Below are 24,906 nucleotides of genomic sequence, written 5' to 3' on the forward strand. Positions count from 1 at the left end.
TATGACGCGTTCACAACAACTTTTTGAACATGCCAAGGATATTATTCCTGGTGGCGTAAATTCACCTGTACGAGCTTTCAAAGCAGTAGGTGGTACTCCTCGTTTTATTAAGAAAGCTGAAGGTGCGTTTATTTACGACGCAGACGACAAAGCTTATATTGATTATGTCGGTTCCTGGGGGCCAATGATTTTAGGCCATAACCACCCTGCAATATTAAATGCTGTTGTTGAGACGGCACAAAATGGTTTAAGTTTTGGTGCACCAACTGAACTAGAAATCACCATGGCTGAAAAAGTTAAAGCTATCGTACCGTCGATGGAAAAGCTACGTATGGTAAGTTCAGGGACTGAAGCAACGATGAGTGCAATCCGACTTGCTCGCGGTTATACCAACAGAGATAAAATCGTTAAGTTTGAAGGTTGTTATCACGGCCATGCAGATTCATTACTAGTAAAAGCAGGATCTGGCGCATTAACGCTGGGCGTGCCTAGCTCACCGGGTATTCCAGAAGATTTTGCTAAGCATACACTTACGCTTGAATACAATAATCTAGATGAAGTAAAACAAGTATTTGCTGAATTAGGCGACCAGATCGCTTGTATTATTGTAGAGCCTGTCGCTGGTAACATGAATTGTATTCCGCCAGTCGAAGGCTTTTTAGAAGGTCTTCGCGACGTCTGCACTGAGTACGGTAGTGTACTTATTTTTGATGAAGTTATGACGGGTTTTCGCGTGTCGTTAGGCGGCGCACAGCAGCATTATAATATTACCCCTGATTTAACCACATTGGGCAAAGTCATTGGTGGCGGTATGCCAGTCGGCGCTTTTGGTGGTAAGGCTGAAATAATGGATTACATCGCGCCTGTTGGACCTGTTTATCAAGCAGGCACACTGTCGGGTAATCCAATTGCGATGGCCGCAGGTTTAGCTGCGCTTACAGAGATCGAAAAAGGCAATTTCCACGACGAACTTGCCGCTAAAACTGAAACGCTTGCACTGGGCATAAAAGCATTGGCAGACAAACATAACATTCCAATGACAGTGAATTATGTCGGCGCTATGTTTGGCTTTTTCTTTACCGACATAGAAAAAGTAACCACTTACCAACAAGCGATTAACTGTAATCAAGATCAGTTTAACCGTTTCTATCATATGATGTTGGAAGAAGGTGTTTATATGGCGCCCGCATCTTATGAAGCGAGCTTTTTATCAGCAGCGCACAGTGACGAACTTATTGCACAAACGCTCGATGCAGTCGATCGCTGTTTCGCAAAATTGTAAATGTAAAAAGGGAGCTTAGGCTCCCATTTTTTATAGAGAAAGAGACATTTATGTGGCATCAACAAGAGTTAAAGTTATCAGCTAGATCGCGAGGCTTTCACCTGATAACCCAGGAGATAGAGCGACAGCTTGATCTGTCGAATATTGCCGTTGGTGTATTGCATTTGTTCATTAAGCACTCTTCCGCGTCCTTAACCATCAATGAGAATGCCGATCCGACAGTGCGTACAGATATGGAAGCTCACTTTAATCACTTCGTGCCTGAAAATGCGCGTTACTATCAGCATACCTATGAGGGGCCCGACGATATGCCTGCTCATATTAAAGCGTCGACATTAGGCAGTAGCGTGTCTATCCCGATTAGTAATGGCAGACTTAACTTAGGCACATGGCAAGGTGTGTATTTGGGCGAGCATAGGGATTATGGTGGTAGCCGTACACTGGTAGCAACGATTAATGGCCAATCAAACAGCTAGTTTTGTTGGACTAGTATCGAAAATAAGGGCTTGCACCTTATGTCAAAGCGCATTGCCGCTTGAAGCTAAACCCATCGTTCAACTTAATCAAAATGCACGTATTCTTATTGCCGGTCAAGCGCCGGGCATAAAGGCCCACAACAGTGGCATACCGTTTAACGACGCGAGTGGGAAACGCCTTCAACAATGGCTTGGTGTAGATCAAGCGACCTTTTACAACGAAAACATCTTCGCTATCTTACCCATGGGGTTTTGCTACCCAGGTAAGGGAGAAAGTGGCGATTTGCCTCCAGAAAAACGGTGTGCAAATACGTGGCGAGAACAGGTGCTAAATAGCTTAACAAAAATCGAGTTAATCCTTGTACTTGGCCAGTACGCTCATACTTGGCATCTGCCCCATAGAAAGGGCATATCTTTAACCGATAGCATTAAACAAAATGAATATAAGACGGGCACTACGTTTGTTTTGCCTCACCCAAGTCCTAGAAACAACATTTGGCTAAAGCGCAATGCTTGGTTTGAGCAATGCCATGTTGAACAACTACAACAGCGCATACAAACAGCACTGGCAAGATAATTTATAGGTATAAAAAAACCCGCCAAATGGCGGGTTTTTTATTTGAACTAATCTGTTAAATCAGCAATTAAGCTTTTTCAACAACGTCCACTAATGTCCAAGATTTGCTCTTAGAAATTGGTGCACATTCACGAATAGTTACTACATCACCCATTGCACATTGGTTAGTTTCATCATGTGCTTTCAACTTAGTTGAACGCGTAATGAATTTACCGTAGATAGGGTGCTTAACACGACGCTCAATCAGAACAGTGATAGACTTGTCCATTTTGTCACTGATTACGCGACCTTGTAGTGTACGAATTTTTTCGCTCATTACTTACCTGCCTTCTCAGTTAGGATAGTCTTAACACGTGCAATATTGCGACGTACTTCTTTCAACAAGTGAGTTTGTGCTAACTGACCTGTGCTTGCTTGCATGCGGTAGTTAAACTGCTCGCGTAGCAAGTTAAGTAGTTCTGCATTTAACTCTTCAATGCTTTTTTCTTTAAGTTCGCTAGCTTTCATTACATCACCTTACGAGTTACGAAAGTTGTTTTGAATGGTAATTTAGCAGCTGCTAAAGCAAATGCTTCGCGTGCTAATTCTTCAGATACACCTTCCATTTCATAAAGAACACGACCTGGCTGAATTTGACAAACCCAATATTCAACAGAACCTTTACCTTTACCCATACGAACTTCTAATGGCTTCTTGGTAATTGGCTTGTCTGGGAATACACGAATCCAGATCTTACCTTGACGTTTAACGTGACGAGTCATAGCACGACGAGCTGCCTCAATTTGACGCGCAGTCATACGACCACGTTCAACTGATTTTAACCCGAAAGTACCGAAGCTAACTGAGCTACCAGTGTGTGAAAGACCACGGTTGCGCAATTTGAACTGCTTACGGAATTTGGTACGTTTTGGTTGTAACATAACTTAACTCCTATTTGCTTTTGCGCGCGTTTCTTTTCTTAGGCTTAGGAGCTGGTGCTTCTACCTGAGCAGGTACACCGCCGATAACTTCGCCTTTGAAGATCCACACTTTAATACCGATAACACCATAAGTAGTGTCAGCACGCGCGATTGCGTAATCGATATCTGCACGTAATGTATGTAGAGGTACACGACCTTCACGATACCATTCGCTACGCGCGATATCAGCGCCGCCTAAACGACCGCTAACTTCTACTTTGATACCTTTAGCACCTAAACGCATAGCGTTTTGTACTGCACGCTTCATAGCGCGACGGAACATAACACGACGCTCTAATTGGCTAGCAATGCTGTCAGCAACAAGCTGCGCATCCATTTCTGGCTTACGAACTTCAGCAATGTTGATCTGAGCAGGAACACCTGCAATTTTAGATACTTGTACACGTAACTTCTCTACGTCTTCACCTTTCTTACCGATAACAACACCAGGACGAGCTGTGTGAATAGTTACACGGATAGATTTAGCTGGACGCTCAATCACGATTTTTGATAATGATGCACGCTTAAGCTTTTCAGTTAAGTATTCACGAACTAAGTGATCGCCGTGAAGGTTATCTGCAAACTCGTTGCTACTTGCATACCAAGTAGACGCGTAAGGCTTTGTGATACCTAAGCGAATACCATTTGGATGGACTTTTTGACCCATTCTAATATCTCCTAGCTATCAGCAACAACCACAGTGATGTGGCTAGTACGTTTAAGGATACGATCCGCACGACCTTTCGCGCGAGGCTTAATACGTTTCATTGTTGGACCATCGTCAACCATGATAGTTTTTACGAATAGTTCATCAATGTCTGCACCTTCGTTGTGCTCTGCGTTAGCAATCGCTGAGTTAAGTACTTTCTTAACTAAAACAGCAGCTGATTTGTTGCTGTATTCTAAGATTTCCAAAGCTTTCTCAACGTGAAGACCACGGATTTGATCTACTACTAAACGTGCTTTTTGAGCAGAACCGCGGGCAAATTTATGTTTAGCTACAGCTTCCATTTAATTTCCCCTTATTTCTTCTTCGCTTTCTTATCAGCAGCGTGGCCGCGATAAGTACGAGTTGGTGCAAATTCACCCAATTTGTGACCGATCATTTCTTCAGTAACAAATACAGGAACGTGTTGGCGACCATTATGGACAGCAATAGTCAATCCGATCATTGTAGGAATGATCATTGAACGACGAGACCAAGTCTTAATTGGCTTTTTATTCCCGCTTTCTACTGCTTTCTCTACCTTCGTCAACAAGTGTAGGTCAATAAAAGGACCTTTCTTGAGAGAACGTGGCATGGCAATTCCTCTTTAATTAATTTAAATAAAGTACTAATTACTTAGTACGACGACGTACGATGAACTTATCAGTACGCTTGTTCTTACGAGTTTTGTAACCCTTAGTAGGTACACCCCAAGGAGATACCGGATGACGGCCTCCAGAAGTTTTACCTTCACCACCACCGTGTGGGTGATCAACCGGGTTCATAGCAACACCACGAACAGTTGGGCGGACACCGCGCCAACGGTTAGCACCAGCTTTACCTAGAGAGCGAAGCATGTGCTCAGCGTTACCGATTTCACCTAAAGTTGCACGACATTCCGCTTCAACTTTACGCATTTCGCCAGAGCGAAGACGTAATGTTACGTATGCGCCGTCTTTCGCAACTAATTGTGCGTAAGTACCAGCAGCACGAGCGATTTGTGCACCTTTACCAGGCTTTAACTCGATTGCGTGAATAACACTACCTAGAGGCATGTTGCGTAGTGGTAATGTGTTACCAGTCTTGATTGGCGCATCAGCACCAGACTGAACAGCATCACCCGCTCTTAAACCTTTAGGAGCAAGGATATAACGACGCTCGCCGTCTGCATAAAGTACTAACGCAATGTTTGCGCTACGGTTTGGATCATATTCCAAACGCTCTACAGTTGCAGGAATACCGTCTTTAGTACGTTTGAAGTCAACGATACGGTAATGATGCTTGTGACCACCACCAACGTGACGAACTGTAATACGACCAGTATTGTTACGACCACCAGATTTAGAGTTTTTCTCTAAAAGAGGAGCGTAAGGCTTACCTTTGTGTAGATCAGGGTTAACCACTTTAACAACATGGCGGCGACCCGGAGAAGTTGGTTTACATTTTACAATAGCCATTACTACGTCTCCTATGCTTCTGCGCCAACGAAGTCGATGTCGCTACCTTCAGCAAGAGTTACGTAAGCTTTCTTCCAATCGCTACGACGGCCCATACGCATACCAGTGCGCTTAGCCTTACCCTTAACGTTAAGTGTACGAACACCTTCAACTTTAACTTCGAATAGTTTCTCAACAGCTGCTTTAATTTCAGCTTTGCTAGCATCAGTAGCTACTTTGAAAACAACAGTGTTGTTTGCTTCAGCAGATAAAGTTGCTTTTTCAGAAATGTTTGGTGCTAATAGCACCTTCAGTAAACGTTCTTCGTTTATCATGCGAACATCTCCTCAACTTGCTTAACTGCGTCTGCAGTCATTAAAACTTTCTCAAAGCCAACTAAGCTAACTGGATCGATAGCTTGTACGTCTACAGCGTCAACTTTGTATAAGTTACGTGCAGATAAGAATAAGTTTTCAGTAACTTCACCAGTTACGATTAAAACGTCTTTTAACTCAAGACCTTTTAACTTAGCTACTAATTCTTTTGTCTTTGGCGTTTCAACCGCAAATTCGTTAACTACTACTAAACGATCCTGACGAACTAATTCAGAAAGGATGCTCTTAATAGCACCACGGTACATTTTACGGTTAACTTTTTGGCTGTGATCTTGTGGCTTAGCAGCGAATGTTACGCCACCAGTACGCCAGATTGGACCACGAGTTGTACCAGCACGTGCACGGCCAGTACCTTTTTGACGCCATGGCTTCTTGCCACCGCCGCTAACTTCAGAACGAGTCTTTTGAGCACGTGTACCTTGACGAGCACCAGCTGCATATGCAACTACTACTTGGTGTACTAATGCTTCATTAAACTCACGTCCGAATGTTGCTTCAGAAACTTCAAGAGCGCCTGACGCGTCTTTTAATGCTAATTCCATCAAAATTCTCCTCAGACGTTAGGCTTTAACAGCCGGCTTAACGATCACGTTGCCGTTGATTGCGCCAGGTACTGCACCTTTAATAAGAAGCAGATTGCGCTCAGCGTCTACGCGAACAAGTTCAAGGTTTTGCGTTGTAACTTTCGCAGCACCCATATGGCCAGACATTTTCTTGCCTTTAAATACACGGCCTGGTGTTTGACACTGACCGATTGAACCATTTGAACGGTGAGAGATAGAGTTACCGTGAGTAGCGTCTTGCATGCTAAAGTTCCAACGCTTAACGCCACCTTGGAAACCTTTACCTTTAGACGTACCAGTAACATCTACTAATTTTGTTTCGTTGAATAGTTCAACAGTGATTTCGCTACCTGCTGCTAATTCAGCACCTTCGCCTTCAGTAAGACGAAATTCCCATAAACCACGACCTGCTTCGATACCTGCTTTTGCGAAGTGACCAGCTGCTGGCTTGCTTACACGGTTTGCTTTCTTAGTACCAGTAGTTACTTGTACTGCTGAGTAACCATCGTTGTCTACAGTTTTAACCTGAGCAACACGGTTTGCTTCAACTTCTAGGACAGTTACAGGAGTAGAAACGCCATCTTCAGTGAAGATACGAGTCATACCAACTTTACGTCCAACTAGACCTATAGTCATGTTAAAACTCCTTATTAACCCAAGCTGATTTGTACGTCAACGCCAGCTGCTAAGTCTAAACGCATAAGTGCGTCAACAGTCTTATCAGTAGGTTCAACGATATCAATTAAACGCTTGTGAGTACGGATTTCGTACTGGTCACGCGCGTCTTTGTTAACGTGTGGAGAAATCAATACTGTGAAACGCTCTTTACGTGTAGGAAGTGGAATAGGACCACGAACCTGAGCACCTGTACGCTTAGCAGTGTCAACGATTTCAGCTGTAGATTGATCAATCAAACGATGATCGAACGCTTTCAAACGAATGCGAATTCTTTGATTTGACATGGAATCAAATCCCCTAATAAAAAAAGAACGAACAAAGTACAGCCCATCACCTTTCTTTTTGAGAAAGGGGGGAGTACCGCTTGTAACATTCAACCCCAAATCGGGGTTGCTGTAATTGCGCTTTACCTCAGTAAAACTGTGGCTTAGCGACATAATCACACTTAAGCTTACCTAAGTGCGGACGCGTATTATACGTAAACTGCACATAAATGCAACAGTTATTTATGGTTGCTTTATCGCTGCGCAAAGAGGGGCGTGACTTACTGGGTCGCGTTGCAGACGTAAATGGTCTTACTAATACTGCGAAAGCATGGACGCGTAACAGCAGTGAAAGGGAACAAGGGACACGCAGCAAGCAGCTGGGGACGAGGGACGAAAAAATCTTAGCTCTTATCGCTAGACGAATATGCGCTGCGCTGAAGGGGCAAGGGGCATGGTGCATGGTGCATGGTGCATGGTGCATGGTGCATGGTGCATGGTGCAAATTGTTTCATTTAAAGCTTATGGCAAATATTTTCTACCGTCATCCCGTGATGCTTTAACACGGGACCTCCATGGGGTTAATTGTGCGTTTAACATATAAGATTGCTATTGGTGCCAAACACCATTTCTTCTTTCATTAATAGTAGAGATCCCGGATCAAGTCCGGGATGACGTTTACTTGGGAGCTTTTCACGGAGCCCGTAGCTCGAAGCCAGCAGCATTTAGTCAATAACTCCGTCATCCCACTATATATAAGAAGAGCCTACTTTCTTATTAAGTCTGCATTTTTACCAAATAAGTGAAATCGCGATAACTGACATAATAATGCCGATAGCAATTTCTAACACCTTCCATGACAGCGGTTTTTCAAAGATTGGTGCTAAGAATCTTGCACCAAAGCCAAGAGAGAAAAAGAACACAAAAGAGGAGGTAATAGCACCAGCGCCAAACACCAATTGCGCAGGTGCATATTGTGTTGAAATAGATCCCAACAAAACCACAGTATCTAGATAAACATGAGGGTTTAACCAAGTAAACGCCAAACACATCAATACAGTTTGCCAAAGACCCGCATTGGTATCGGCTTTTGCTTTTAGGGCATGGTCTGTTGTTAGCGCACTACGAAAGCTTAACAACGCATAACATCCTAAAAATAATGCTCCGCCATATCGTGCAAAGGTTTCTATTTCTGGCACCTGTTTCACAATCGCGCCAAAGCCAGCAACACCTAAGGATATGAGTATTGCGTCAGATATTGCACATACCGCACAAACGATAAAAACAAAATGATTTTTGAGGCCTTGCTTTAAAACAAATGCGTTTTGAGCACCAATAGGTAAAATCAGCGATAGGCCTAGCGTAAATCCAGCCAAATACGTTGACATATAAAAAGTATCCTGTGATTTGTTGCTAGACAATGAAGCGTTATTAGAGCGGATTTTGTCAAAGAGTGCTAGCGCGAATTAACAACCATGATGCTTTCAATGCCAACAAGGCCACAAAAAGTTACTGCTGCATATATGCTGCATATATATAAACAAAAGTAACGTTTACCGATCTATTACAACAATTTTTGCATCAAACTATGTAGCTTTGTTAGATCTTCTGGTATACTCGCGCGGTTTTTATACACTAAACCCAATTTTTATATTAAATAGAGCAGAACAATGGCAGATTTAAGCAAATACAGAAACATTGGTATTTTCGCTCACGTTGATGCGGGTAAGACCACAACAACTGAACGAATTCTGAAACTTACAGGTATGATCCACAAGATTGGTGAAGTACATGATGGTGAGTCAACTACTGACTTCATGGAACAGGAAGCTGAGCGTGGTATTACAATCCAGTCTGCTGCTGTTACTTGTGAATGGAAAAAGCACCGTTTTAACGTAATCGACACTCCTGGTCACGTTGACTTCACTGTTGAAGTTTACCGTTCATTAAAAGTACTAGACGGTGGTATTGGTGTATTCTGTGGTTCAGGTGGTGTTGAGCCGCAATCAGAAACGAACTGGCGTTACGCTAACGAATCAAAAGTTGCACGTCTTATCTTCGTAAACAAGTTAGACCGTTTAGGTGCAAACTTCTTCCGCGTTAAAGATCAAGTACAAAACGTACTTGGCGCACGTCCTTTGGTAATGACTTTACCAATCGGTGAAGAAGATGGCTTCAAAGGTGTAGTAGACGTATTATCTCAAAAAGCATACATCTGGGATGATTCAGGTCAGCCTGAGAACTATGAAATTCAAGATATCCCTGCAGACATGGTAGATGATGCAGCGGCATACCGTGAAGAAATGATCGAAACTGCTTTAGAAGCGGACGAAGATTTACTAATGGAATACCTTGAAGGTGAATTAGACCCAACAGAAGAGCAAATCAAAGCGTGTATCCGTAAAGGTACTAACGAATTGTTATTCTTCCCTACATACTGTGGTTCTGCATTCAAGAACAAAGGTATGCAACTTCTTCTTGACGCTGTTGTTGATTACTTACCGTCTCCAACTGAAGTTCCACCACAGCCACTAACTGACGAAGAAGGTGAGCCTACTGGTGAATTCGCTATCGTTGACGCTGAAGAGCCTTTCCGTGCATTAGCATTCAAAATTATGGATGACCGTTTCGGTGCTCTTACGTTCGTACGTATATATTCAGGTCGTCTTAAGAAAGGTGACACAGTACTTAACTCTTTCACAGGTAAAACTGAACGTATCGGCCGTATGGTTGAGATGCAAGCAGAAGACCGTACTGAACTAACTGAAGCGCAAGCAGGTGACATCCTAGCTATCGTTGGTATGAAGAACGTTCAAACTGGTCACACATTATGTGATGTTAAGCAACCTTGTACACTTGAAGCAATGGTATTCCCAGAGCCAGTAATCTCAATCGCTGTTTCTCCTAAAGAGAAAGGCGGTGCAGAGAAGATGGGTATCGCTATCGGTAAGATGGTTGCTGAAGATCCAACGTTCCAAGTTGAAACTGACGAAGATTCAGGTGAAACAATCCTTAAAGGTATGGGTGAACTTCACTTAGATATCAAAGTAGACATCCTTAAGCGTACTTACGGTGTTGAATTAGAAGTAGGTAAGCCACAAGTAGCATACCGTGAAACAATCACGCAAGAGATTGAAGATTCTTACACGCATAAGAAACAATCTGGTGGTTCTGGTCAATTCGGTAAGATCGATTACCGCATCAAGCCAGGTGAGCCAAACTCAGGCTTCAAGTTCACATCAACAGTTGTTGGTGGTAACGTACCAAAAGAATTCTTCCCAGCGATCGAAAAAGGTTTCGCGGGTATGATGGAAAATGGTCCGGTTGCTGGCTTCCCAGTACTTGACGTTGAAGTTGAACTATTTGACGGTGGCTACCACGCAGTTGACTCGTCAGCAGTAGCTTTCGAAATCGCAGCGAAAGGCGCTTTCCGTCAATCAATGCCAAAAGCTGGTGCACAATTACTTGAGCCAGTAATGAAAGTTGACGTGTTCACACCAGAAGACAACGTTGGTGACGTAATCGGTGACCTTAACCGTCGTCGTGGTATGATCAAAGACCAAGAAGCTGGTAACACTGGCGTTCGCATCAAAGCAGACGTACCATTATCAGAAATGTTTGGTTACATCGGTCACTTACGTACTATCACTTCAGGTCGTGGTCAATTCTCTATGGAATTCAGCCACTACGCTGCAGCACCAAACAATGTTGCTGAAGAAGTTATTGCTGAAGTTAAAGCACGTAACGAAAAGAAATAATGTAGCATTTTGCTAGATTAAAAAAGCCCCGCAATAGCGCAATGCTGATCTATTAAGAATGTGATCAGTTGACCGATCCAAATGATCGTGCAAAATCCGTAGTCAGTTTTCTGATTACGGATTTTTTTATGCCTGCCTTCACCCAGTTTCACGATTTTATCGAAGAATCCCCAGTAGATATTGCCAAGTTAACCACCTTTTGTGAGCACATTCCTGACGATTGGGTTTATCAAGCGACAGGGTTGTCAGCCAAAGCTACAATCCGAAGACGGCGTTTGCCCAGTGATATGGTGCTTTGGTTGGTAGTTGGTATGGCATTTTTTAGAAACGAACCGATTGCTGAAGTAGCAAGGCGTATGAACATATGTGCTGAAGGCTTAGCTGATGAAAAACTTTTAGCTAAAAGTGCATTAACCGAAGCGAGAAAACGTCTTGGCTCTGAATCGATGGCATGGCTATTTAGGCAATGCAGCAACCAATGGGGATTAGAGCGTTACCCAGGTGACACTTGGCACGGCCTTCAGGTTTTTGCTGTTGATGGGGCTTTATTTCGCACAAATGATACGCCTGAATTACGTGAGCATTTCGGCTCTGGAAATACGAGCACAAATCGGCAAACGCCATTTCCTATGTTAAGGCTCGTGACGCTAATGAATGTTCGCTCTCATGTGATTGTTGATGGCGATATAAGCCCTTATCGAAAAGGTGAAATTCCTCTCGCAAAGGGGTTCATGGATAAGTTGCCAGATAACTCAGTTACCCTACTAGACAAAGGTTTCTATAGCGCAGAGCTACTTCTGGGTATAAACAAACTGGGAGACAACAGTCATTGGCTTATTCCCGCAAGAAAAGGTTTAAAGTACACGCTGCTCGACAAGCAAGAAAGTAATGACCAATTGGTCGAGATGAAGGTCTCCCCTCAGGCAAGAAAGAAGAATCCTGACTTACCGGAAACTTGGAAAGTTAGGGCTGTAACGTATGAAGTTGCTGGCAAAGTAAAAACGGTATTCACATCATTACCTCGTGATAAATACAACGCTCAAGATGTTGCCGAGTTATACCATGAGCGTTGGGAAATTGAGCTAGGTTACCGAGACATCAAATCATCAATGCAACACAATGCGATCACCCTTAGAAGCAAAACAGTTGATCTTGTATATCAAGAGTTATGGGGACTTGTGCTGGGTTACAACCTTGTTCGAAGAGAAGCTAGTCAAGCGGCCGTTTCTCATCAAAGAGCTCCTAACGAAATTAGTTTCAAATATGCTTGCCAGTTCATCGCCAGTCAATTGAAAGTGATGGCAAAAGCGCTATCACCTGGTAATACACCAAAACGATTAGCTCAGCTTCGAGGTGACTTGACCATGCTCTTCAAAGAAAACCGCCCTAGGCCATCAAGACCTAGGGCGGTAAAGATATCAAAGACCCGTTATCCAATTAATCGCAATGCTGCTCCACTAAAGTGAACAGCATTGCCGCAATAGCGGGGCTTTTTGTTTTAGGGTTCCCCATGAAAAATGTGGGGCGTGTACGCTACGCTTATGGAGCGTGGCGCAAGGGGCGTAACCTGATGGATCGCGCTGCTTAAGGGAACAAGGGACGTGGAGTTCTTTTCGACACTCTGCACTTAGGCCGCAGTACATAATGCTTGTTCATAGTCTCTTTCTCTAGTGCTTAGGCAACAGCCATATCCGACTTAAATCGCGATTTGACTACCAGATAATGAACGCAAGTCATCACGATAAATGAAACCGCGACACACATAGGTACTGGAATATTCATAATATTGCCGATCGCACTTGCTAATGCCAAACCAAAGGTTAAGAACATACGATAAAAGTGGCGCGAGACTCTCTTTTGTTGAGACACTTGTTCTGCAAAAGCAAAGCGCAAATCAGCAACCAATAAGCTCACGACAAGGACAATGTGCGTAACTAAAACGAATACTCGTACTGGTATTTGAAAATTTTGTTTTAACAAGGCTGCTAACCCTATGACCACGAGTATTAAAATAACAGCAAAGAAAATATGGCTTGCTTTTCTAACCTTGTCATAACGTTTAAACGATAGAATAGCGGAGCTCACAAAGTACAAAGCTAACGTTGCACCAAGTACCTCAAACGGCCCTGTCGGCCTTTGATAAAAAAAGAAGTATGCGGTTGCACTTGTCACTGCGATGGCGGCGACAAAAAACCATCCAAATTTTCTATGGTGGCTTCCACCTTTTACCACAGACATAGCGACTAGTGCAGCGAATAAGCTGAGTAACCCAACAACTGCGTGAGCAATATACGTGATGGGTTCAAAATGCCCCATTTGATCGAACATAGTGTTTCCTTATTTTTATTGTTTTTTCCAAGCGTTATAAATGTAGAACAATCAAATAAAAGGGGCAAGGTTACGAGGGACGCGAGGCGAGTAAATCAGTATGTCGCGTTGCTTCAAGGGGCGAGGGACAAGGAACAAGAAAAGGGCCGTCATCCCGTGATGCTTTTACACGGGATCTCGCTTAACAACGCACGCAGCTCGAAGCACGTAGCATGAAGCTACCCTCCTACTAATCCGGTATCTCTTTGCAATCGTAGTTAAACTTTTCGTTAATCTCAGCGCAATAAGCTTTTAATGTAGGCAAACCTAGTTCAGCTCGCCGAGCATTTACTGCGCTTGGGTTTTCTATCGGTTTAAAACTCACGCCATCAACCTTGATATCAACTTGTGTACCATAGCGTTGCTTCTTTTTCTGCTTAACGAGCACGCGGTCTGTTAACAACGCTAGTTGTACACCCGAAATACCAGCATCCTTTTGAAAGGCTTGATGCAATTGTTCAATCATGGTTAATTGAAATGATTGATCGTGTGAATGCTGAACAATGAGGGAAAACGCATCTATCGCAATATCACCTGATGCCAAAATTGCGTTGAGGCCCTCAGATTTTAGCATCGCTTTTAATGCGATAGTGTTATCTCTATCAACTTGATTATGCTGCTCTATCAGTTCTGGTGTTACACCCTGAACTCCGCGCATTTGCACCGTTAGTCGTACTTTTTCTCGTACCGCTTGATCAGCTTGCTCCAACGCAACCAAGCGATCTTTAACTGACTCTGCGCTCGTTGTAAAAGAAAAAAAGGCAATAAAATAAATAAGATAACGCAACAAGTTACTCCTTAAGCTTTACCTTAATAATAGAAGTAACTTAACCGTTTTTACAAGAAGCCTTATGCCCCATTTGCCGGGCTGATGTTTACCGCGACATGTTTAAACGCTGGTGTTTTGCTGCGAGGGTCGATGGCAAGTCCCGTTAGCACATTTGCTTCTGGGTAGTAGGACAAGAAATTACCTTCGGGCACATCAAAAGCAAACACCTTGACGCCTTTCATTTCACCATTTGCAGAGGTTAAATTCGCTCGTCCACCCTCCGTTAAACCTAGCGATGCAATATCTTTTGCATTCATCATGACCGCCCAACGTTCATCGGTTTGGCGATAACTGTCTTTGTATTCATAGATGATGGAATTAAACTGGCCTTCGCTTCTCAGGGTACTTAACTTGAAAGGAAAATCGTTGGACACTTCATGTTGGGGCAAAGAGACCGCTTGAAAATGTGCGTTATTATCCGGTGTATTAAAATGCCTGCGATGAAGAATACGGCCTTTAATATGAAATTCTTGTTTGGCTACATCGATATCTTTAAGTTGCTCCATACCAGGCACAATTTCGGCAATTGCTTGTCGAGTTTTCTTATGATCTTTAAATGGTGCAAAAGAAAAATTCGAATCAATCAATACACCATCTGCAATATCCGCTAAAACAACACTTTCTGGACGAATATTGGTATGCCTAATGATGCCGCCATCACTGAGTCTAACAAAATTGAACATGGATTCTTGGGTCGTAGGACTCCATTCCTCATCCCTAGCGGTGACGGGTATGATTAACGATTCACCGTCTACACCGTGAATGTGCCCAGCATTGATAGTGGTCGTTAAAAAGACTTTAAAAGGCACAGCATCTAATGCTCGTCCAGCAAATGCGGAATCTGGCGTTGCCTCATATAGGTTTCCTCCCAAGATTAACGCCGCATCCATTTCCCCTCGCTCTGCTGCCTGCAAACAAGCGAGCGTGTGCATCCCTTCAGTTTTAGGTAACTGAACGTTAAATTGCTGCTCGATATTTTCAATCACCGTTTCCGCTAGCACCGGCTTTACACCGATAGTGCCAATACCTTGCACATTAGAATGACCGCGCAGAGGCAGTAATCCTGCATGCTGCTTACCTACCATACCGCGAAGCAGTGCCAAATTAATAAGCGCTTCAATGTTTTCTACGCCATTAGTGTGATGGGTCAATCCCATCCCCCAAGCAAATACTGCATTTTTACTCTTTGCGTAACATGCAGCTACCGCTTCAAGTTGTGCTTGGGATAAGCCAGATTCATTTTCAATTTGATGCCAAGTTACTTGCTCGACACTGGTTAAAAACGCTTGATAACCTGTGCTCGACTGCTTGATAAAGTCATCGTCTTGGGCATCTAAAGACAACACTGCCTTTGCAAGACCGATCATTACCGCGACGTCGCTACCTATGTTAGGTTGCAAATAATGACTGGCGATTTCATCGCCCCCTTTTAATAAAGATTTAGGGCTTTTAGGCACCGCAAATTTTACTAGACCAGCTTCCTTGGCAGGATTGATTACAATGACATCACCACCGCGCTCTCGCACAGCTTTTAGTTTATGAATAAATCTAGGATGGTTTGACGAAGGGTTAGCGCCAACAACAAAAACGAGATCACAGCCATTTAAATCAGCCAATTCTACTGTCGCTGTGCCAGTACCAATAGTTGAACCCAGAGCAACACTAGTCGCTTGATGACAGTAGTAAGAGCAGTTAGTGACATTGTTGCTGCCATATAGACGTGCAAATAACTGGAAAATAAAACCTGCTTCATTGGATGAGCGGCCCGATGAATAGAAAAAGCTGCGCGCCGCCTCGGTTTTTTGAAAGCCCTTAACAGCGATATCCAGTGCTTCTTGCCAGTCAATGACGCGGTATTTCTGTTCACCTGCTCCTTTATAAATAGGCGAGGTTAAACGGCCGAGATGTTCTAATTCGTAGCCATCTAATTCTCGTAATTCCGCCAAACTATGATCGAAAATTTCATGCGGAATGGCGGCTTGAACATCACTAGATTGTGCTTGTACGCTTTTATTACACACCGAAGGAAACTCGCCAAGCTCGTTGGTCATGCCGCCAAGTTGTCCGCCCATGCCGAGTCCACAAGCTTTGCAGGTATTATTCGCTTTTAGCGCCTTTGCAGCCTTTAATGGGCCCATTTTTCGCACCGTATCTAAGGTGTATAGTACCTTTTTAAAGCCACCACCGATGACTTGTTCTTTCGCCATTTGAATGTCCAACGTCGCGTATAATAATTAAAGAATATAACAAGGTTAGAATAAACAAACTGTTATGTCTTCTTGCACAAATAACAAAAAGCCGATGCTGGGCATCGGCTTTCTTAAGCTTCTAAAGTTCGTTTTTACTTGTGATAGGCCTTAGATAATCTTTTTACTTCATTAATAAAGTGACCTGCATGTTCCGGGTTCACGTCTGGGTGAATACCATGGCCTAGGTTAAATACGTGGCCCGTGCCTGTATCACCATAACCGGCTAATATTTTCTCTACTTCTTCGGTAATACGCTCTTTAGGGGCATATAGCATTGAAGGATCCATATTACCTTGCAAGGCAACTTTATCGCCTACACGAGCTTTGGCATTTTCAATATCAATCGTCCAATCTAAACCTAAAGCGTCACAACCTGTGGCAGCTATTTTTTCTAGCCACATACCGCCATTTTTTGTAAATAAGGTAACCGGTACTTTGCGGCCATCGTTTTCACGCGTTAAGCCATCTACAATTTTAGCCATGTATTGTAATGAGAAATCATTATAGTCGCGCGGAGAAAGCACTCCACCCCAGGTATCAAATACCATCACTGATTGAGCACCAGCCGCTATTTGTGCATTTAAGTATTCAATAACAGAATCAGCCAACTTATCTAACAACAAGTGCAAAGTTTGTGGCTCTGAATACATCATCTTTTTGATTTTTGTAAAGGCCTTGGAACTACCACCTTCAACCATATATGTCGCCAGCGTCCATGGACTGCCAGAAAAACCAATTAACGGCACTTCACCTTTCAGTTCACGGCGTATCATGCGCACTGCATCCATTACATACTTTAGTTCGCCTTCAGGATCTGGCAAACCAATTTTATCTACGTCTGCTTTCGATTGAATTGGACGCTCAAAACGTGGGCCTTCCCCTGTTTCAAAGTACAAACCTAATCCCATCGCGTCAGGAATTGTCAAAATGTCACTAAACAAAATAGCCGCATCTAATGGAAAACGACGCAGAGGTTGTAATGTTACTTCACACGCTAACTCTGTATTGCGACACAAAGACATAAAATCGCCTGCTTGCGCGCGTGTCGCTTTGTATTCTGGTAAATAACGACCGGCCTGTCTCATCATCCATATTGGGGTATGTTCTACAGGTTGTTTTAAAAGTGCTCTTAAATACGCATCGTTTTTTAGTTCGGTCATGTAGGGGTCTCAGAAATCTTTATTTAATTGGCGCGCATTTTACCATCGCATTCCCAGCGATGCCATTAGCTACTACAAATCAATTAAAAATAAAAAAGTTCAAATTTTTTTCAATTAATTTCAAGGGTGTTTTTTACATAAATTTAACAAATAATCTAGTTCTTGTTTAATTTTCATCCAAACATTGACCAAAGGTACAATTTTACATATCAGACCTCGATTAATATTTGTACACTTAGCAGTATGTTATTAGCGCTTTAAAATTAAGTAATTAGCGTAATCTATTGTCCATAATAACTACCAAAGCAATCGTCTCATACCAAGTATACGAAAAGTTTCGTTGATTTGGTTTTGTATACAAAAGTCAGGAATTTTTATCGAATAATTACTCTATTAAAGTTATTGCAGGGCTAAAATTGCTTTGCTATAACTTGTCTCGCGCTAACAAAATAATTAACAAGAAGCTAGTTAAACTAGACCTTACAGCGAGCATTTCAGGCCTTTCTTCGGAAAGGCTTTTTTATTTCCTGCGAATCAATCTAGCCGCGCTTAGCTATGATTTCTTGAGCGAGGTTTTCACCCCAACTGATCAAAGCTTGATTGAGTGCGCCATAGTAGCGTAACAATTCTTTTTGACCATGGCCGGTAAGATAATGATGCCCAAATTGCGCTATTTCGCCTGGTGAGAAAGGTTGATAAAGGTACATGTAGCGATAATGTAGATGTTTAGAAAGTTGCGGTTTAATAGTGGCAAGCCAGCCTGATGCCTTTTGATTGACAATCCGCTGAGCCTGCAAGCGAGACATGTTGTCGACCGTAATAAGTTGTGCGATGGTAATTTCTTTCAGTGCTAGTAATACCGCATGAGCGTATCTTTCTACCATCCGTGTGCGTGACAAAAAGTGGCTGACCGCTAGCAGTTTTTCTTCTGATACGTTTTGTTGTTTAGTTGACTCAATGTATTGCGCTAGTTTTATTTGAAATGTATCACTCTCCAAGGCACCTTCTGCTTGCTTGATACGAGCGGCTACATCACTTTGATACCAACTATTGATCTGTTCAATTTCGTCGACTTCAAAACCAAGAGCCATCCGCCATTGCATCGAAAAAAGAATATCGTCAACAAGCAAGGTTTCATTCACCATAGACTTTATTTCGTCATTCAAACGAATCTCAAGAAGGTTGGCTTGTGTAAATGCGATATGTTTAATGGAATGTGTTGTGCCGGCGACAAGCCCTTGCTGTTGGCTCAGCGCATAATAGTCCCGAATAGCAAGGTATTTTTGTACATTTGGCGTAACTACAATGAGGCAAAGCGCTACAAGCAGCCCCACTAATACTAGCTTTTTCATCAAAATCCTTTTTGTACTAGCCGTGATTAAAGAAGCATCAATTTTAAGCCTTTATTCAAATATATCAATAGGCTAAGGCAACAAAAAAAAGCCGCTATATAGCGGCTCTTATTTACAGATTCGTGTCCGGTTATGCTATTTAGCTAACGCCTGACCTAACTCAGAACCCCACGCGCTAATTGCGGTGATCATACTCTCATTAACAACAGATAGTTCTTTTTGACCTAATGATGTTTTGTAGAAATCTGCATATTTGCCTATTGCTTCCGCCGAACTATCTTGGAAAGCGTAACCAAAAGCTAACTTCAATTGAGGCTCTATTTGACTGCGTAACATGCCATCCATCGCATTCACTTGAGCAGCCACCTGTTGGTCGGCTACTTCAGCAGTAACCCCCTGAGCACTTTGCATAATTGGCGACATCATAGCTTTTGTAAGTGTTAAATAAACATCTGCACTATTGTTTGTCGCATCAGTATTTGTGATCAGGTTAGCAATTGCCGCTTCTTGTTCTGGCGACGGCTTCTTACCCGCTCCCATATACTGCATTATCTTGTTATTGATATCAGAATCAAAAAGCTTTTGTTCCGCTTGTTTCATTTCTTTACCAACACCCTCAGAAACAAAGGTATTAAGCTCTGTTAATTCTTTGTCACTGAATTTTTGACTCAACTCAGAGGCAACTACTTTTTTCATATCTGCTTTTGCTAAAGAACTTTTCACTGCAGCAAAAAAAGCCTGTTGTTTAGTCGTATCACCCATACCCATTGCAAATTGTTGCGACAATCCATCTATTTGCTGCGAGAGACCATCAATTGATTTATTTAGTCCTGAAGCATTCATGTAGGCTTGCACTTGATCAGCTGTTGGTTGTTTTGCCGAAAGCGACGTGGAAATTAGCATCACTGCAGATAAAAAGGCGACCGATATTTTTCTAATCATTTTTCCTTTCCCGTAAATTAATGGTTATTATCAAAACTATCTCTGAGGCAATTCAATCTATATGAGAAATGAATAAATTACCAACACTTCACAAACTATTTACATTCTTAAGCATCACCTTACTGTGTCTTAGCACTTTCTTATTTTCGCTTGATGCATATGCGTTTGGTAAAAAAGGTCACAAGCTTGTTTGTCAATTAGCCTTTGAACAACTCACCAAAGAAAAACAAGTTCAGATTACACAATTGCTTGCCACATTGCCCCAAAAACACGTAAGCCGACTTAACAAATACAACTATCAGCCGAGCAAACAATCTATAGATTTTGCCACCGCGTGTACCTGGGCTGACGCGATCAAAAAATGGGATTACTACGACAAGTTTAAACCTTGGCACTACATGAATGTGCCGCGGAACGCTCGAAGTGTTTCTCAGTGCAAAAATTGCGTGCTTTCAGCAATAACTCATCACACAGATGCGCTAGCAACGAACACGCAATCATGGGATAAATTGCAAGCATTGATGTTTTTAGGCCATTGGGTCGGTGACATTCATCAGCCATTCCATGTCAGTTTTGCTGATGATTTGGGCGGCAATAAAATTCAGATAAGTAATCAAGATATCAAGTGTAAAAATCTGCATTGGTATTGGGATGAATGCATGCTTAATGTTAAAAGTTCGCAAGATAAAGACCTATACCAGTCTTTGAAGGAGCAATGGCAACACTATAAATTAAAACCACAAAGCGTGAGCCATTGGGCAAATGAATCATTACACTTAGCACGCAACCCATCACTTTTATACTGCACATTAGACGCCAGCAGCGTATGTTCAAAACCTAAAAATAGCAAGGTTACTTTGCCAGCCTACTACCAAGCTGTACACCAAGAGGCACTTGAACTCAGGCTATTATTGGCGGCAAAAAGATTGCACTATATTTTACAAAAAACCAGCTTTTAAACTTGTCTGACCATGCATTTATTTGTTGATTTTTTAACCAGAGTTGTTAAAAAGATGTTTCCAACTGACTGTTTCGGGAGGTTTTATGCTCACGCGAGTTGAACAAGCACAACGCCAATGGGGCGGCGCTAATAATGTCATTGATAAATGGTTAGCTGACCGTCAAGCTATGCTCGTTGCTTACACCGAACTTGCTGGCTTACCCCCATATCAAAGGCAAGACAGTGCATTACCTTCCGTTACCGAGATCAAACACTTCTGTCAGCTACTTGTAGATTATATCTGCGCAGGGCATTTTGAGGTATTTGAAACCATCAAAGCGCAAACACCCGATAAGTCGCAGGATATTGCGGAAATTCTTGATCGTGTCTATTACTCCACCGATGCAGCGTTGCAGTTTAATGACAAGTATACGCAGCTTAACGACACAGAAATTTTAGAAGGCTTTGACGACGCGCTATCAAGGTTAGTGCAGTATTTAGATAAACGCTTTGAACTGGAAGATAAACTGATAGGGTTTTTATTGAAACACGATTAAAAAAGGCACCGTACGGTGCCTTTTCTTTTTTACTTAAGCGTTTCTGCTTCTTTTTCTTCAGCAGGCTGAACAATTTCTAGTAGCTCTACTTCAAAAATTAAGGTTGCATTACCTGGAATGCGAGGTGGATTTCCACGTTCGCCATAAGCTAATTCACCTGGAATAACGAAGGTGTACTTTTCGCCAACAGACATAAGCTGTAGGCCTTCAGTCCAACCGGCAATAACGCGGTTTAATGGGAAGGTTGCTGGCTGACCACGTTCAACTGAGCTGTCAAATACTTCACCATCTAAGAATTTACCTGTGTAATGTACAACAACGCTGTCAGTTGCTAACGGCTTATCACCCTCTGCAGCTTGCTCTACTTTATAAGCGATACCTGACTCAGTTTTTTGAGCATCTGGGTTAGCCGCTAAAAATTCTTCGATAAACTTCTCGCCAGCTTCAATATTAGCGATTGCTTCGGCAGCGATTTTTTCTTGCTGAACTTGTTGCATCTCTTGTTGCACAGACATAACAACTTCATCGATTTCTTCTTTTGTTAATACAGACTTGTCATTTACGCTGTCTGATAAACCACGAATGATCAATTCACGGTCTAGGTGTAAACCTAAATCTTCTTGACCTTGTAGATTCTTTTTAAGGTAAATACCTAATGAAGCGCCTAAGCCATACGCTTGTTTTTCTTTTTCAGTTTTTAGTTCAACTGCCTTTGGCTCTTCTGCCGCGTCTTGGCATGCCATCAGGCCAGTTAGGGCAACTGCAACCATAGCTGGTTTAAATAATTTCATTCTCTTCTCCAAATACTTCTGCTGGAAAATTCCCCGAAGCCTGTTGTTTGTAATAAAGCGTCTAATACTAGCGATAATATGCGCAGTTAGAAAGAGTATTTGCGATAAAAATTGTTCTTTTTGCGAGGATATTGAGATAATCACACTATCGTACACGATAGATTTTATCTTATATGACAGAAAGTGACCGAACAATACAGGCACGTATCGACGAACTAGAAGCCAAAGTGGCGTTTCAAGACGATATAATTGAGCAATTAAATCAAGAGATTACGTTGCACCAAGCGCAATTAACCGCTGTATCCGAGCAACTCAAACTACTTGCAAGTCGAGTAAAACAAGGTAGCACCATGCAAATGATGAAGCCTGAGGATGAGCCACCGCCGCCACATTATTAATGGAACTATTCAGGTTTGAATACGCCTATCACTTGCTCGGATTCACGTGTTGCTTTTTCAACACGTGCTTCAGGTTGCGTCATTTGCTTGCCGCAGGCTACACAAGTGACTTTTTCCACACCCATTTCTTTGGTTAGCGCCATGGTATCTTGCTCGCCACATGAAGGGCAAATTGCACCGGCGATAAATCGTTTACGCATATAATCACATTTTAAAACGTTTGATTGTCAGCGCTATTTTAACTTGAATAGCGATGACGGTAAAAGCGACAATATTAGAAATAAGGTTTTTTTAACTACCATTATGATTCTCGCCAGCAATTTACGCCTAAATCGCGGAAACAAAACACTCTTTGATGGAGCCCAATTCGCTATTCACGCTGGACAAAAGGTTGGCTTAGTCGGCGCTAATGGTTGCGGTAAGTCGTCTTTTTTTGCAGCGCTGTTGTCCGAACTAAGCGCAGATGAGGGTGAGCTCACGCTACCTGCAAACTGGTCAATTGCCAATGTAAAACAAGAAACGCCTGCGCTTGCCATGAGTGCTATCGAATATGTGATTGATGGTGACAAAGCCTATAGAGCATTAGAGAAACAATTGGCGGCGGCTCGAGAAAACGAAGACGGCACTTTGGAAGCTGATATTCTCACCAAAATAGATACCATAGGTGGCTATTCCTTGCAGGCAAGAGCAGGGGAATTGTTGCATGGCTTGGGTTTTAGCCAAGACCAGTTGTCTTTGCCTGTTAAAGATTTCTCCGGTGGCTGGCGTATGCGCCTCAACTTAGCCCAAGCGTTAATATCAAGAGCAGATCTATTATTGCTCGATGAACCGACAAACCATTTAGATCTTGATGCAGTGATTTGGCTTCAAAAATGGTTAAAACGATATCAGGGTACCTTGGTTCTGATTTCTCATGACCGTGATTTTCTGGACGATGTTGTACAACACATATTGCATATTGAGCATGCCAAAGCAAAGCTTTACACGGGCAACTACTCTAGCTTTGAAAAACAGCGAGCAGAGCATTTGGCTCAGCAAGACGCGCAATATCAAAAGCAGCAAAAAGAAGTTGCGCACTTAACCGCATTCGTTGATCGATTTAGAGCCAAAGCCAGTAAAGCGAAACAAGCGCAAAGCCGATTGAAGCGTTTACAAAAATTACCTGATTTAGCGCCAGCGCATGTAGATTCTCAGTTTACCTTTTCTTTTGAAAACCCTGATCACATGCCCTACCCTTTGCTCAGCATAGATCAAGCTAACTGTGGCTATGGTGAAAATGCGCTCATTATTGAGCAGGCGAAACTAACACTAGTGCCAGGTAGCAGAATTGGATTACTTGGCAGAAATGGTGCGGGTAAATCTACGCTGATTAAATCGCTCGCAGGTGAGTTAGACTTAATGTCTGGTGAACGCTATCGTGCGCAAGAGCTAACCATTGGCTATTTTTCGCAACACCAGTTAGAACAATTACATGGACCGTCTACGCCGCTAGAGCATATTCTTAATGCTAACAAACAATTCGGTGAGCTAGAGGGACGCAATTATTTGGGTCGTTTTGGCTTTTCCGGTGATCAATCTTTGTCCATTGTCAGTAGTATGTCGGGAGGAGAAAAAGCGAGACTAGTATTAGCGCTTATTGTGCTTCAAAAACCACAACTATTGCTGCTAGATGAACCAACCAACCACTTAGATTTAGAGATGCGACAAGCACTCGTCATGGCATTACAAGCGTTTAACGGCGCCATAATACTGATTGCGCATGATCGCTATTTATTGGAAAGCTGTGTCGATGAATTCTACCTAGTAGGAGATGGCGCGTTACAACCTTTCAGTGGTGACATTGACGACTATCATCAATGGTTACATAGCGACAAAAAGGCTCAGGTTTCGAAAACAACCAGTGCTAGCACGCAGGTAGACAAGAAACAGCAACGTAAGGCCCAAGCGCAACTTCGACAAAAAGTTGCTCCGCTTAAAAAACAAGCACAAAAATTTGAAATGGACATCGGCAACTGGCAAGCTGAACTTGATAATGTAGAACATCAATTGGCAGACTGCGCTACATACAATGCTGAAAACAAAGAGATGTTAGCTCAGCTGTTGAAAACACAAGCACAATTAAAGCAGTCCATAGAAGATGCCGAAGAACAATGGATGATGCTTGAAGAGGAGATAGAAGCGGTCATGTTGTCGGAACAAGCAGAGTAACCTAGCTGCATTCCGCGCCG

At 42.6% G+C, this 24,906-nt stretch carries 30 protein-coding genes; 10 read left to right on the forward strand and 20 right to left on the reverse strand.

Annotated elements, in window-relative coordinates:
• Position 1 precedes the first annotated feature (1 nt).
• The 3 genes from hemL to QUD85_RS13525 are packed head-to-tail and all read left to right on the forward strand — an operon-like array spanning position 2 to position 2,335.
• The gene (gene hemL / locus QUD85_RS13515) at positions 2 to 1,282 is read left to right on the forward strand and encodes a glutamate-1-semialdehyde 2,1-aminomutase (RefSeq protein ID WP_093332389.1); all 1,281 of its coding nucleotides are present in this window, start codon (positions 2 to 4) and stop codon (positions 1,280 to 1,282) included.
• A gap of 50 nt (positions 1,283 to 1,332) precedes the next feature.
• Positions 1,333 to 1,758 carry a secondary thiamine-phosphate synthase enzyme YjbQ gene (locus tag QUD85_RS13520; RefSeq protein WP_093332333.1) on the forward strand — a complete coding sequence of 142 codons (426 nt, stop codon included), beginning with the start codon at positions 1,333 to 1,335 and terminating at the stop codon, positions 1,756 to 1,758.
• Positions 1,739 to 2,335 (forward strand): uracil-DNA glycosylase family protein, encoded by a 597-nt coding sequence (locus QUD85_RS13525; protein WP_093332335.1) that lies wholly within the window; start codon positions 1,739 to 1,741, stop codon positions 2,333 to 2,335. Before QUD85_RS13520 ends, QUD85_RS13525 begins: the two co-directional genes overlap by 20 nt.
• 67 nt (positions 2,336 to 2,402) lie before the next feature.
• On the opposite strand, the gene rpsQ is transcribed toward QUD85_RS13525, so the two are convergent.
• The 11 genes from rpsQ to rpsJ are packed head-to-tail and all read right to left on the reverse strand — an operon-like array spanning position 2,403 to position 7,356.
• Positions 2,403 to 2,651, reverse strand: coding sequence for a 30S ribosomal protein S17 (gene rpsQ, locus QUD85_RS13530; protein ID WP_093332336.1), 249 nt, complete (start codon positions 2,649 to 2,651; stop codon positions 2,403 to 2,405).
• On the reverse strand, positions 2,651 to 2,842 hold the full coding sequence (gene rpmC, locus QUD85_RS13535) for a 50S ribosomal protein L29 (protein WP_093332338.1): 192 nt from the start codon (positions 2,840 to 2,842) through the stop codon (positions 2,651 to 2,653). Before rpmC ends, rpsQ begins: the two co-directional genes overlap by 1 nt.
• On the reverse strand, positions 2,842 to 3,255 hold the full coding sequence (rplP, locus tag QUD85_RS13540) for a 50S ribosomal protein L16 (RefSeq protein ID WP_093332341.1): 414 nt from the start codon (positions 3,253 to 3,255) through the stop codon (positions 2,842 to 2,844). The genes rpmC and rplP overlap by 1 nt, the downstream gene beginning before the upstream one ends.
• 10 nt (positions 3,256 to 3,265) lie before the next feature.
• A complete protein-coding gene (gene rpsC, locus QUD85_RS13545) occupies positions 3,266 to 3,961 on the reverse strand; it encodes a 30S ribosomal protein S3 (RefSeq protein ID WP_093332344.1) in 696 nt (231 codons plus the stop codon).
• A gap of 11 nt (positions 3,962 to 3,972) precedes the next feature.
• Positions 3,973 to 4,305 carry a 50S ribosomal protein L22 gene (gene rplV / locus QUD85_RS13550; protein WP_093332347.1) on the reverse strand — a complete coding sequence of 111 codons (333 nt, stop codon included), beginning with the start codon at positions 4,303 to 4,305 and terminating at the stop codon, positions 3,973 to 3,975.
• Between the two features lie 11 nt (positions 4,306 to 4,316).
• Entirely contained in the window at positions 4,317 to 4,595 is a 279-nt protein-coding gene (gene rpsS / locus QUD85_RS13555) for a 30S ribosomal protein S19 (protein WP_093332350.1), read from the reverse strand.
• 37 nt (positions 4,596 to 4,632) lie between these two features.
• Positions 4,633 to 5,457 (reverse strand): 50S ribosomal protein L2, encoded by an 825-nt coding sequence (gene rplB / locus QUD85_RS13560; RefSeq protein ID WP_093332352.1) that lies wholly within the window; start codon positions 5,455 to 5,457, stop codon positions 4,633 to 4,635.
• 11 nt (positions 5,458 to 5,468) lie between these two features.
• Positions 5,469 to 5,771: a 50S ribosomal protein L23 gene (rplW, locus tag QUD85_RS13565; RefSeq protein ID WP_093332356.1), complete on the reverse strand. Its 303-nt coding sequence runs from the start codon at positions 5,769 to 5,771 to the stop codon at positions 5,469 to 5,471.
• Positions 5,768 to 6,373 (reverse strand): 50S ribosomal protein L4, encoded by a 606-nt coding sequence (gene rplD, locus QUD85_RS13570; RefSeq protein ID WP_093332358.1) that lies wholly within the window; start codon positions 6,371 to 6,373, stop codon positions 5,768 to 5,770. The genes rplW and rplD overlap by 4 nt, the downstream gene beginning before the upstream one ends.
• 18 nt (positions 6,374 to 6,391) lie before the next feature.
• Positions 6,392 to 7,030 carry a 50S ribosomal protein L3 gene (rplC, locus tag QUD85_RS13575; RefSeq protein WP_093332360.1) on the reverse strand — a complete coding sequence of 213 codons (639 nt, stop codon included), beginning with the start codon at positions 7,028 to 7,030 and terminating at the stop codon, positions 6,392 to 6,394.
• 14 nt (positions 7,031 to 7,044) lie between these two features.
• Positions 7,045 to 7,356, reverse strand: coding sequence for a 30S ribosomal protein S10 (gene rpsJ / locus QUD85_RS13580; RefSeq protein WP_093332363.1), 312 nt, complete (start codon positions 7,354 to 7,356; stop codon positions 7,045 to 7,047).
• A gap of 209 nt (positions 7,357 to 7,565) precedes the next feature.
• On the opposite strand from rpsJ, the gene QUD85_RS13585 reads away from it, so the two are divergent.
• A complete protein-coding gene (locus QUD85_RS13585) occupies positions 7,566 to 7,898 on the forward strand; it encodes a hypothetical protein (protein WP_143047981.1) in 333 nt (110 codons plus the stop codon).
• A gap of 228 nt (positions 7,899 to 8,126) precedes the next feature.
• Here QUD85_RS13585 and QUD85_RS13590 read toward each other — a convergent pair whose 3' ends face one another.
• Positions 8,127 to 8,723 carry a LysE/ArgO family amino acid transporter gene (locus tag QUD85_RS13590; RefSeq protein ID WP_093332375.1) on the reverse strand — a complete coding sequence of 199 codons (597 nt, stop codon included), beginning with the start codon at positions 8,721 to 8,723 and terminating at the stop codon, positions 8,127 to 8,129.
• Between the two features lie 282 nt (positions 8,724 to 9,005).
• On the opposite strand from QUD85_RS13590, the gene fusA reads away from it, so the two are divergent.
• Together fusA and QUD85_RS13600 are read left to right on the forward strand one after the other, a co-directional pair.
• A complete protein-coding gene (gene fusA / locus QUD85_RS13595; protein ID WP_093332377.1) occupies positions 9,006 to 11,093 on the forward strand; it encodes an elongation factor G in 2,088 nt (695 codons plus the stop codon).
• Between the two features lie 128 nt (positions 11,094 to 11,221).
• Positions 11,222 to 12,559 carry an IS4 family transposase gene (locus QUD85_RS13600; protein ID WP_093332494.1) on the forward strand — a complete coding sequence of 446 codons (1,338 nt, stop codon included), beginning with the start codon at positions 11,222 to 11,224 and terminating at the stop codon, positions 12,557 to 12,559.
• A gap of 208 nt (positions 12,560 to 12,767) precedes the next feature.
• On the opposite strand, the gene QUD85_RS13605 is transcribed toward QUD85_RS13600, so the two are convergent.
• From QUD85_RS13605 to QUD85_RS13630, 6 genes are all read right to left on the reverse strand, one after another.
• The gene (locus tag QUD85_RS13605; protein WP_093328395.1) at positions 12,768 to 13,421 is read right to left on the reverse strand and encodes a hypothetical protein; all 654 of its coding nucleotides are present in this window, start codon (positions 13,419 to 13,421) and stop codon (positions 12,768 to 12,770) included.
• 229 nt (positions 13,422 to 13,650) lie between these two features.
• Positions 13,651 to 14,247, reverse strand: coding sequence for a DUF6624 domain-containing protein (locus QUD85_RS13610; RefSeq protein WP_093328396.1), 597 nt, complete (start codon positions 14,245 to 14,247; stop codon positions 13,651 to 13,653).
• A 62-nt stretch (positions 14,248 to 14,309) separates the two neighbouring features.
• The gene (locus tag QUD85_RS13615; RefSeq protein WP_093328398.1) at positions 14,310 to 16,496 is read right to left on the reverse strand and encodes an FdhF/YdeP family oxidoreductase; all 2,187 of its coding nucleotides are present in this window, start codon (positions 16,494 to 16,496) and stop codon (positions 14,310 to 14,312) included.
• A gap of 134 nt (positions 16,497 to 16,630) precedes the next feature.
• The gene (gene hemE / locus QUD85_RS13620) at positions 16,631 to 17,698 is read right to left on the reverse strand and encodes a uroporphyrinogen decarboxylase (RefSeq protein WP_093328399.1); all 1,068 of its coding nucleotides are present in this window, start codon (positions 17,696 to 17,698) and stop codon (positions 16,631 to 16,633) included.
• Between the two features lie 539 nt (positions 17,699 to 18,237).
• A complete protein-coding gene (locus QUD85_RS13625) occupies positions 18,238 to 19,050 on the reverse strand; it encodes a hypothetical protein (protein WP_093328401.1) in 813 nt (270 codons plus the stop codon).
• A 135-nt stretch (positions 19,051 to 19,185) separates the two neighbouring features.
• Complete coding sequence (locus tag QUD85_RS13630) at positions 19,186 to 19,992, reverse strand: DUF2059 domain-containing protein (RefSeq protein ID WP_093328403.1); 807 nt, start codon at positions 19,990 to 19,992, stop codon at positions 19,186 to 19,188.
• A 68-nt stretch (positions 19,993 to 20,060) separates the two neighbouring features.
• Here QUD85_RS13630 and QUD85_RS13635 point away from each other — a divergent pair, with 68 nt between their 5' ends.
• Together QUD85_RS13635 and rsd are read left to right on the forward strand one after the other, a co-directional pair.
• Positions 20,061 to 20,951 (forward strand): S1/P1 nuclease, encoded by an 891-nt coding sequence (locus tag QUD85_RS13635; RefSeq protein WP_093328404.1) that lies wholly within the window; start codon positions 20,061 to 20,063, stop codon positions 20,949 to 20,951.
• Positions 20,952 to 21,036: 85 nt separating this feature from the next.
• Positions 21,037 to 21,489 carry a sigma D regulator gene (gene rsd / locus QUD85_RS13640; RefSeq protein WP_093328406.1) on the forward strand — a complete coding sequence of 151 codons (453 nt, stop codon included), beginning with the start codon at positions 21,037 to 21,039 and terminating at the stop codon, positions 21,487 to 21,489.
• Positions 21,490 to 21,518: 29 nt separating this feature from the next.
• Here the strand turns inward: rsd and fkpA are convergent, their stop codons facing one another.
• On the reverse strand, positions 21,519 to 22,280 hold the full coding sequence (fkpA, locus tag QUD85_RS13645; protein WP_093328408.1) for an FKBP-type peptidyl-prolyl cis-trans isomerase: 762 nt from the start codon (positions 22,278 to 22,280) through the stop codon (positions 21,519 to 21,521).
• A gap of 173 nt (positions 22,281 to 22,453) precedes the next feature.
• Between fkpA and QUD85_RS13650 the strand changes: the two genes are divergently transcribed.
• The gene (locus QUD85_RS13650; RefSeq protein ID WP_093328409.1) at positions 22,454 to 22,678 is read left to right on the forward strand and encodes a SlyX family protein; all 225 of its coding nucleotides are present in this window, start codon (positions 22,454 to 22,456) and stop codon (positions 22,676 to 22,678) included.
• Positions 22,679 to 22,683: 5 nt separating this feature from the next.
• Here QUD85_RS13650 and QUD85_RS13655 read toward each other — a convergent pair whose 3' ends face one another.
• Complete coding sequence (locus QUD85_RS13655) at positions 22,684 to 22,878, reverse strand: YheV family putative zinc ribbon protein (protein ID WP_093328411.1); 195 nt, start codon at positions 22,876 to 22,878, stop codon at positions 22,684 to 22,686.
• Positions 22,879 to 22,981: 103 nt separating this feature from the next.
• Here QUD85_RS13655 and QUD85_RS13660 point away from each other — a divergent pair, with 103 nt between their 5' ends.
• On the forward strand, positions 22,982 to 24,886 hold the full coding sequence (locus QUD85_RS13660) for an ATP-binding cassette domain-containing protein (protein ID WP_093328746.1): 1,905 nt from the start codon (positions 22,982 to 22,984) through the stop codon (positions 24,884 to 24,886).
• The last annotated feature ends 20 nt before the right edge of the window (positions 24,887 to 24,906 follow it).

This window comes from Thalassotalea agarivorans (assembly GCF_030295955.1).
In the GTDB taxonomy this organism is placed as follows: Bacteria; Pseudomonadota; Gammaproteobacteria; order Enterobacterales; family Alteromonadaceae; genus Thalassotalea_D; species Thalassotalea_D agarivorans.

Bases quoted from the DNA above. Each gene is read 5' to 3' on its own strand.
- fkpA (WP_093328408.1), bottom strand. From the start codon at position 22,280: ATGAAATTATTTAAACCAGCTATGGTTGCAGTTGCCCTAACTGGCCTG.
- rplP (WP_093332341.1), bottom strand. From the start codon at position 3,255: ATGTTACAACCAAAACGTACCAAATTCCGTAAGCAGTTCAAATTGCGC.
- rpsQ (WP_093332336.1), bottom strand. From the start codon at position 2,651: ATGAGCGAAAAAATTCGTACACTACAAGGTCGCGTAATCAGTGACAAA.
- QUD85_RS13615 (WP_093328398.1), bottom strand. From the start codon at position 16,496: ATGGCGAAAGAACAAGTCATCGGTGGTGGCTTTAAAAAGGTACTATAC.
- rplB (WP_093332352.1), bottom strand. From the start codon at position 5,457: ATGGCTATTGTAAAATGTAAACCAACTTCTCCGGGTCGCCGCCATGTT.
- rplW (WP_093332356.1), bottom strand. From the start codon at position 5,771: ATGATAAACGAAGAACGTTTACTGAAGGTGCTATTAGCACCAAACATT.
- hemE (WP_093328399.1), bottom strand. From the start codon at position 17,698: ATGACCGAACTAAAAAACGATGCGTATTTAAGAGCACTTTTAAAACAA.
- QUD85_RS13655 (WP_093328411.1), bottom strand. From the start codon at position 22,878: ATGCGTAAACGATTTATCGCCGGTGCAATTTGCCCTTCATGTGGCGAG.
- QUD85_RS13590 (WP_093332375.1), bottom strand. From the start codon at position 8,723: ATGTCAACGTATTTGGCTGGATTTACGCTAGGCCTATCGCTGATTTTA.
- rpsS (WP_093332350.1), bottom strand. From the start codon at position 4,595: ATGCCACGTTCTCTCAAGAAAGGTCCTTTTATTGACCTACACTTGTTG.
- QUD85_RS13635 (WP_093328404.1), top strand. From the start codon at position 20,061: ATGAATAAATTACCAACACTTCACAAACTATTTACATTCTTAAGCATC.
- rpsJ (WP_093332363.1), bottom strand. From the start codon at position 7,356: ATGTCAAATCAAAGAATTCGCATTCGTTTGAAAGCGTTCGATCATCGT.
- rpmC (WP_093332338.1), bottom strand. From the start codon at position 2,842: ATGAAAGCTAGCGAACTTAAAGAAAAAAGCATTGAAGAGTTAAATGCA.
- rpsC (WP_093332344.1), bottom strand. From the start codon at position 3,961: ATGGGTCAAAAAGTCCATCCAAATGGTATTCGCTTAGGTATCACAAAG.
- fusA (WP_093332377.1), top strand. From the start codon at position 9,006: ATGGCAGATTTAAGCAAATACAGAAACATTGGTATTTTCGCTCACGTT.
- hemL (WP_093332389.1), top strand. From the start codon at position 2: ATGACGCGTTCACAACAACTTTTTGAACATGCCAAGGATATTATTCCT.
- QUD85_RS13600 (WP_093332494.1), top strand. From the start codon at position 11,222: ATGCCTGCCTTCACCCAGTTTCACGATTTTATCGAAGAATCCCCAGTA.
- rplD (WP_093332358.1), bottom strand. From the start codon at position 6,373: ATGGAATTAGCATTAAAAGACGCGTCAGGCGCTCTTGAAGTTTCTGAA.
- rsd (WP_093328406.1), top strand. From the start codon at position 21,037: ATGCTCACGCGAGTTGAACAAGCACAACGCCAATGGGGCGGCGCTAAT.
- rplC (WP_093332360.1), bottom strand. From the start codon at position 7,030: ATGACTATAGGTCTAGTTGGACGTAAAGTTGGTATGACTCGTATCTTC.
- rplV (WP_093332347.1), bottom strand. From the start codon at position 4,305: ATGGAAGCTGTAGCTAAACATAAATTTGCCCGCGGTTCTGCTCAAAAA.
- QUD85_RS13585 (WP_143047981.1), top strand. From the start codon at position 7,566: ATGCAACAGTTATTTATGGTTGCTTTATCGCTGCGCAAAGAGGGGCGT.
- QUD85_RS13630 (WP_093328403.1), bottom strand. From the start codon at position 19,992: ATGATTAGAAAAATATCGGTCGCCTTTTTATCTGCAGTGATGCTAATT.
- QUD85_RS13605 (WP_093328395.1), bottom strand. From the start codon at position 13,421: ATGTTCGATCAAATGGGGCATTTTGAACCCATCACGTATATTGCTCAC.
- QUD85_RS13660 (WP_093328746.1), top strand. From the start codon at position 22,982: ATGATTCTCGCCAGCAATTTACGCCTAAATCGCGGAAACAAAACACTC.
- QUD85_RS13525 (WP_093332335.1), top strand. From the start codon at position 1,739: ATGGCCAATCAAACAGCTAGTTTTGTTGGACTAGTATCGAAAATAAGG.
- QUD85_RS13650 (WP_093328409.1), top strand. From the start codon at position 22,454: ATGACAGAAAGTGACCGAACAATACAGGCACGTATCGACGAACTAGAA.
- QUD85_RS13625 (WP_093328401.1), bottom strand. From the start codon at position 19,050: ATGAAAAAGCTAGTATTAGTGGGGCTGCTTGTAGCGCTTTGCCTCATT.
- QUD85_RS13520 (WP_093332333.1), top strand. From the start codon at position 1,333: ATGTGGCATCAACAAGAGTTAAAGTTATCAGCTAGATCGCGAGGCTTT.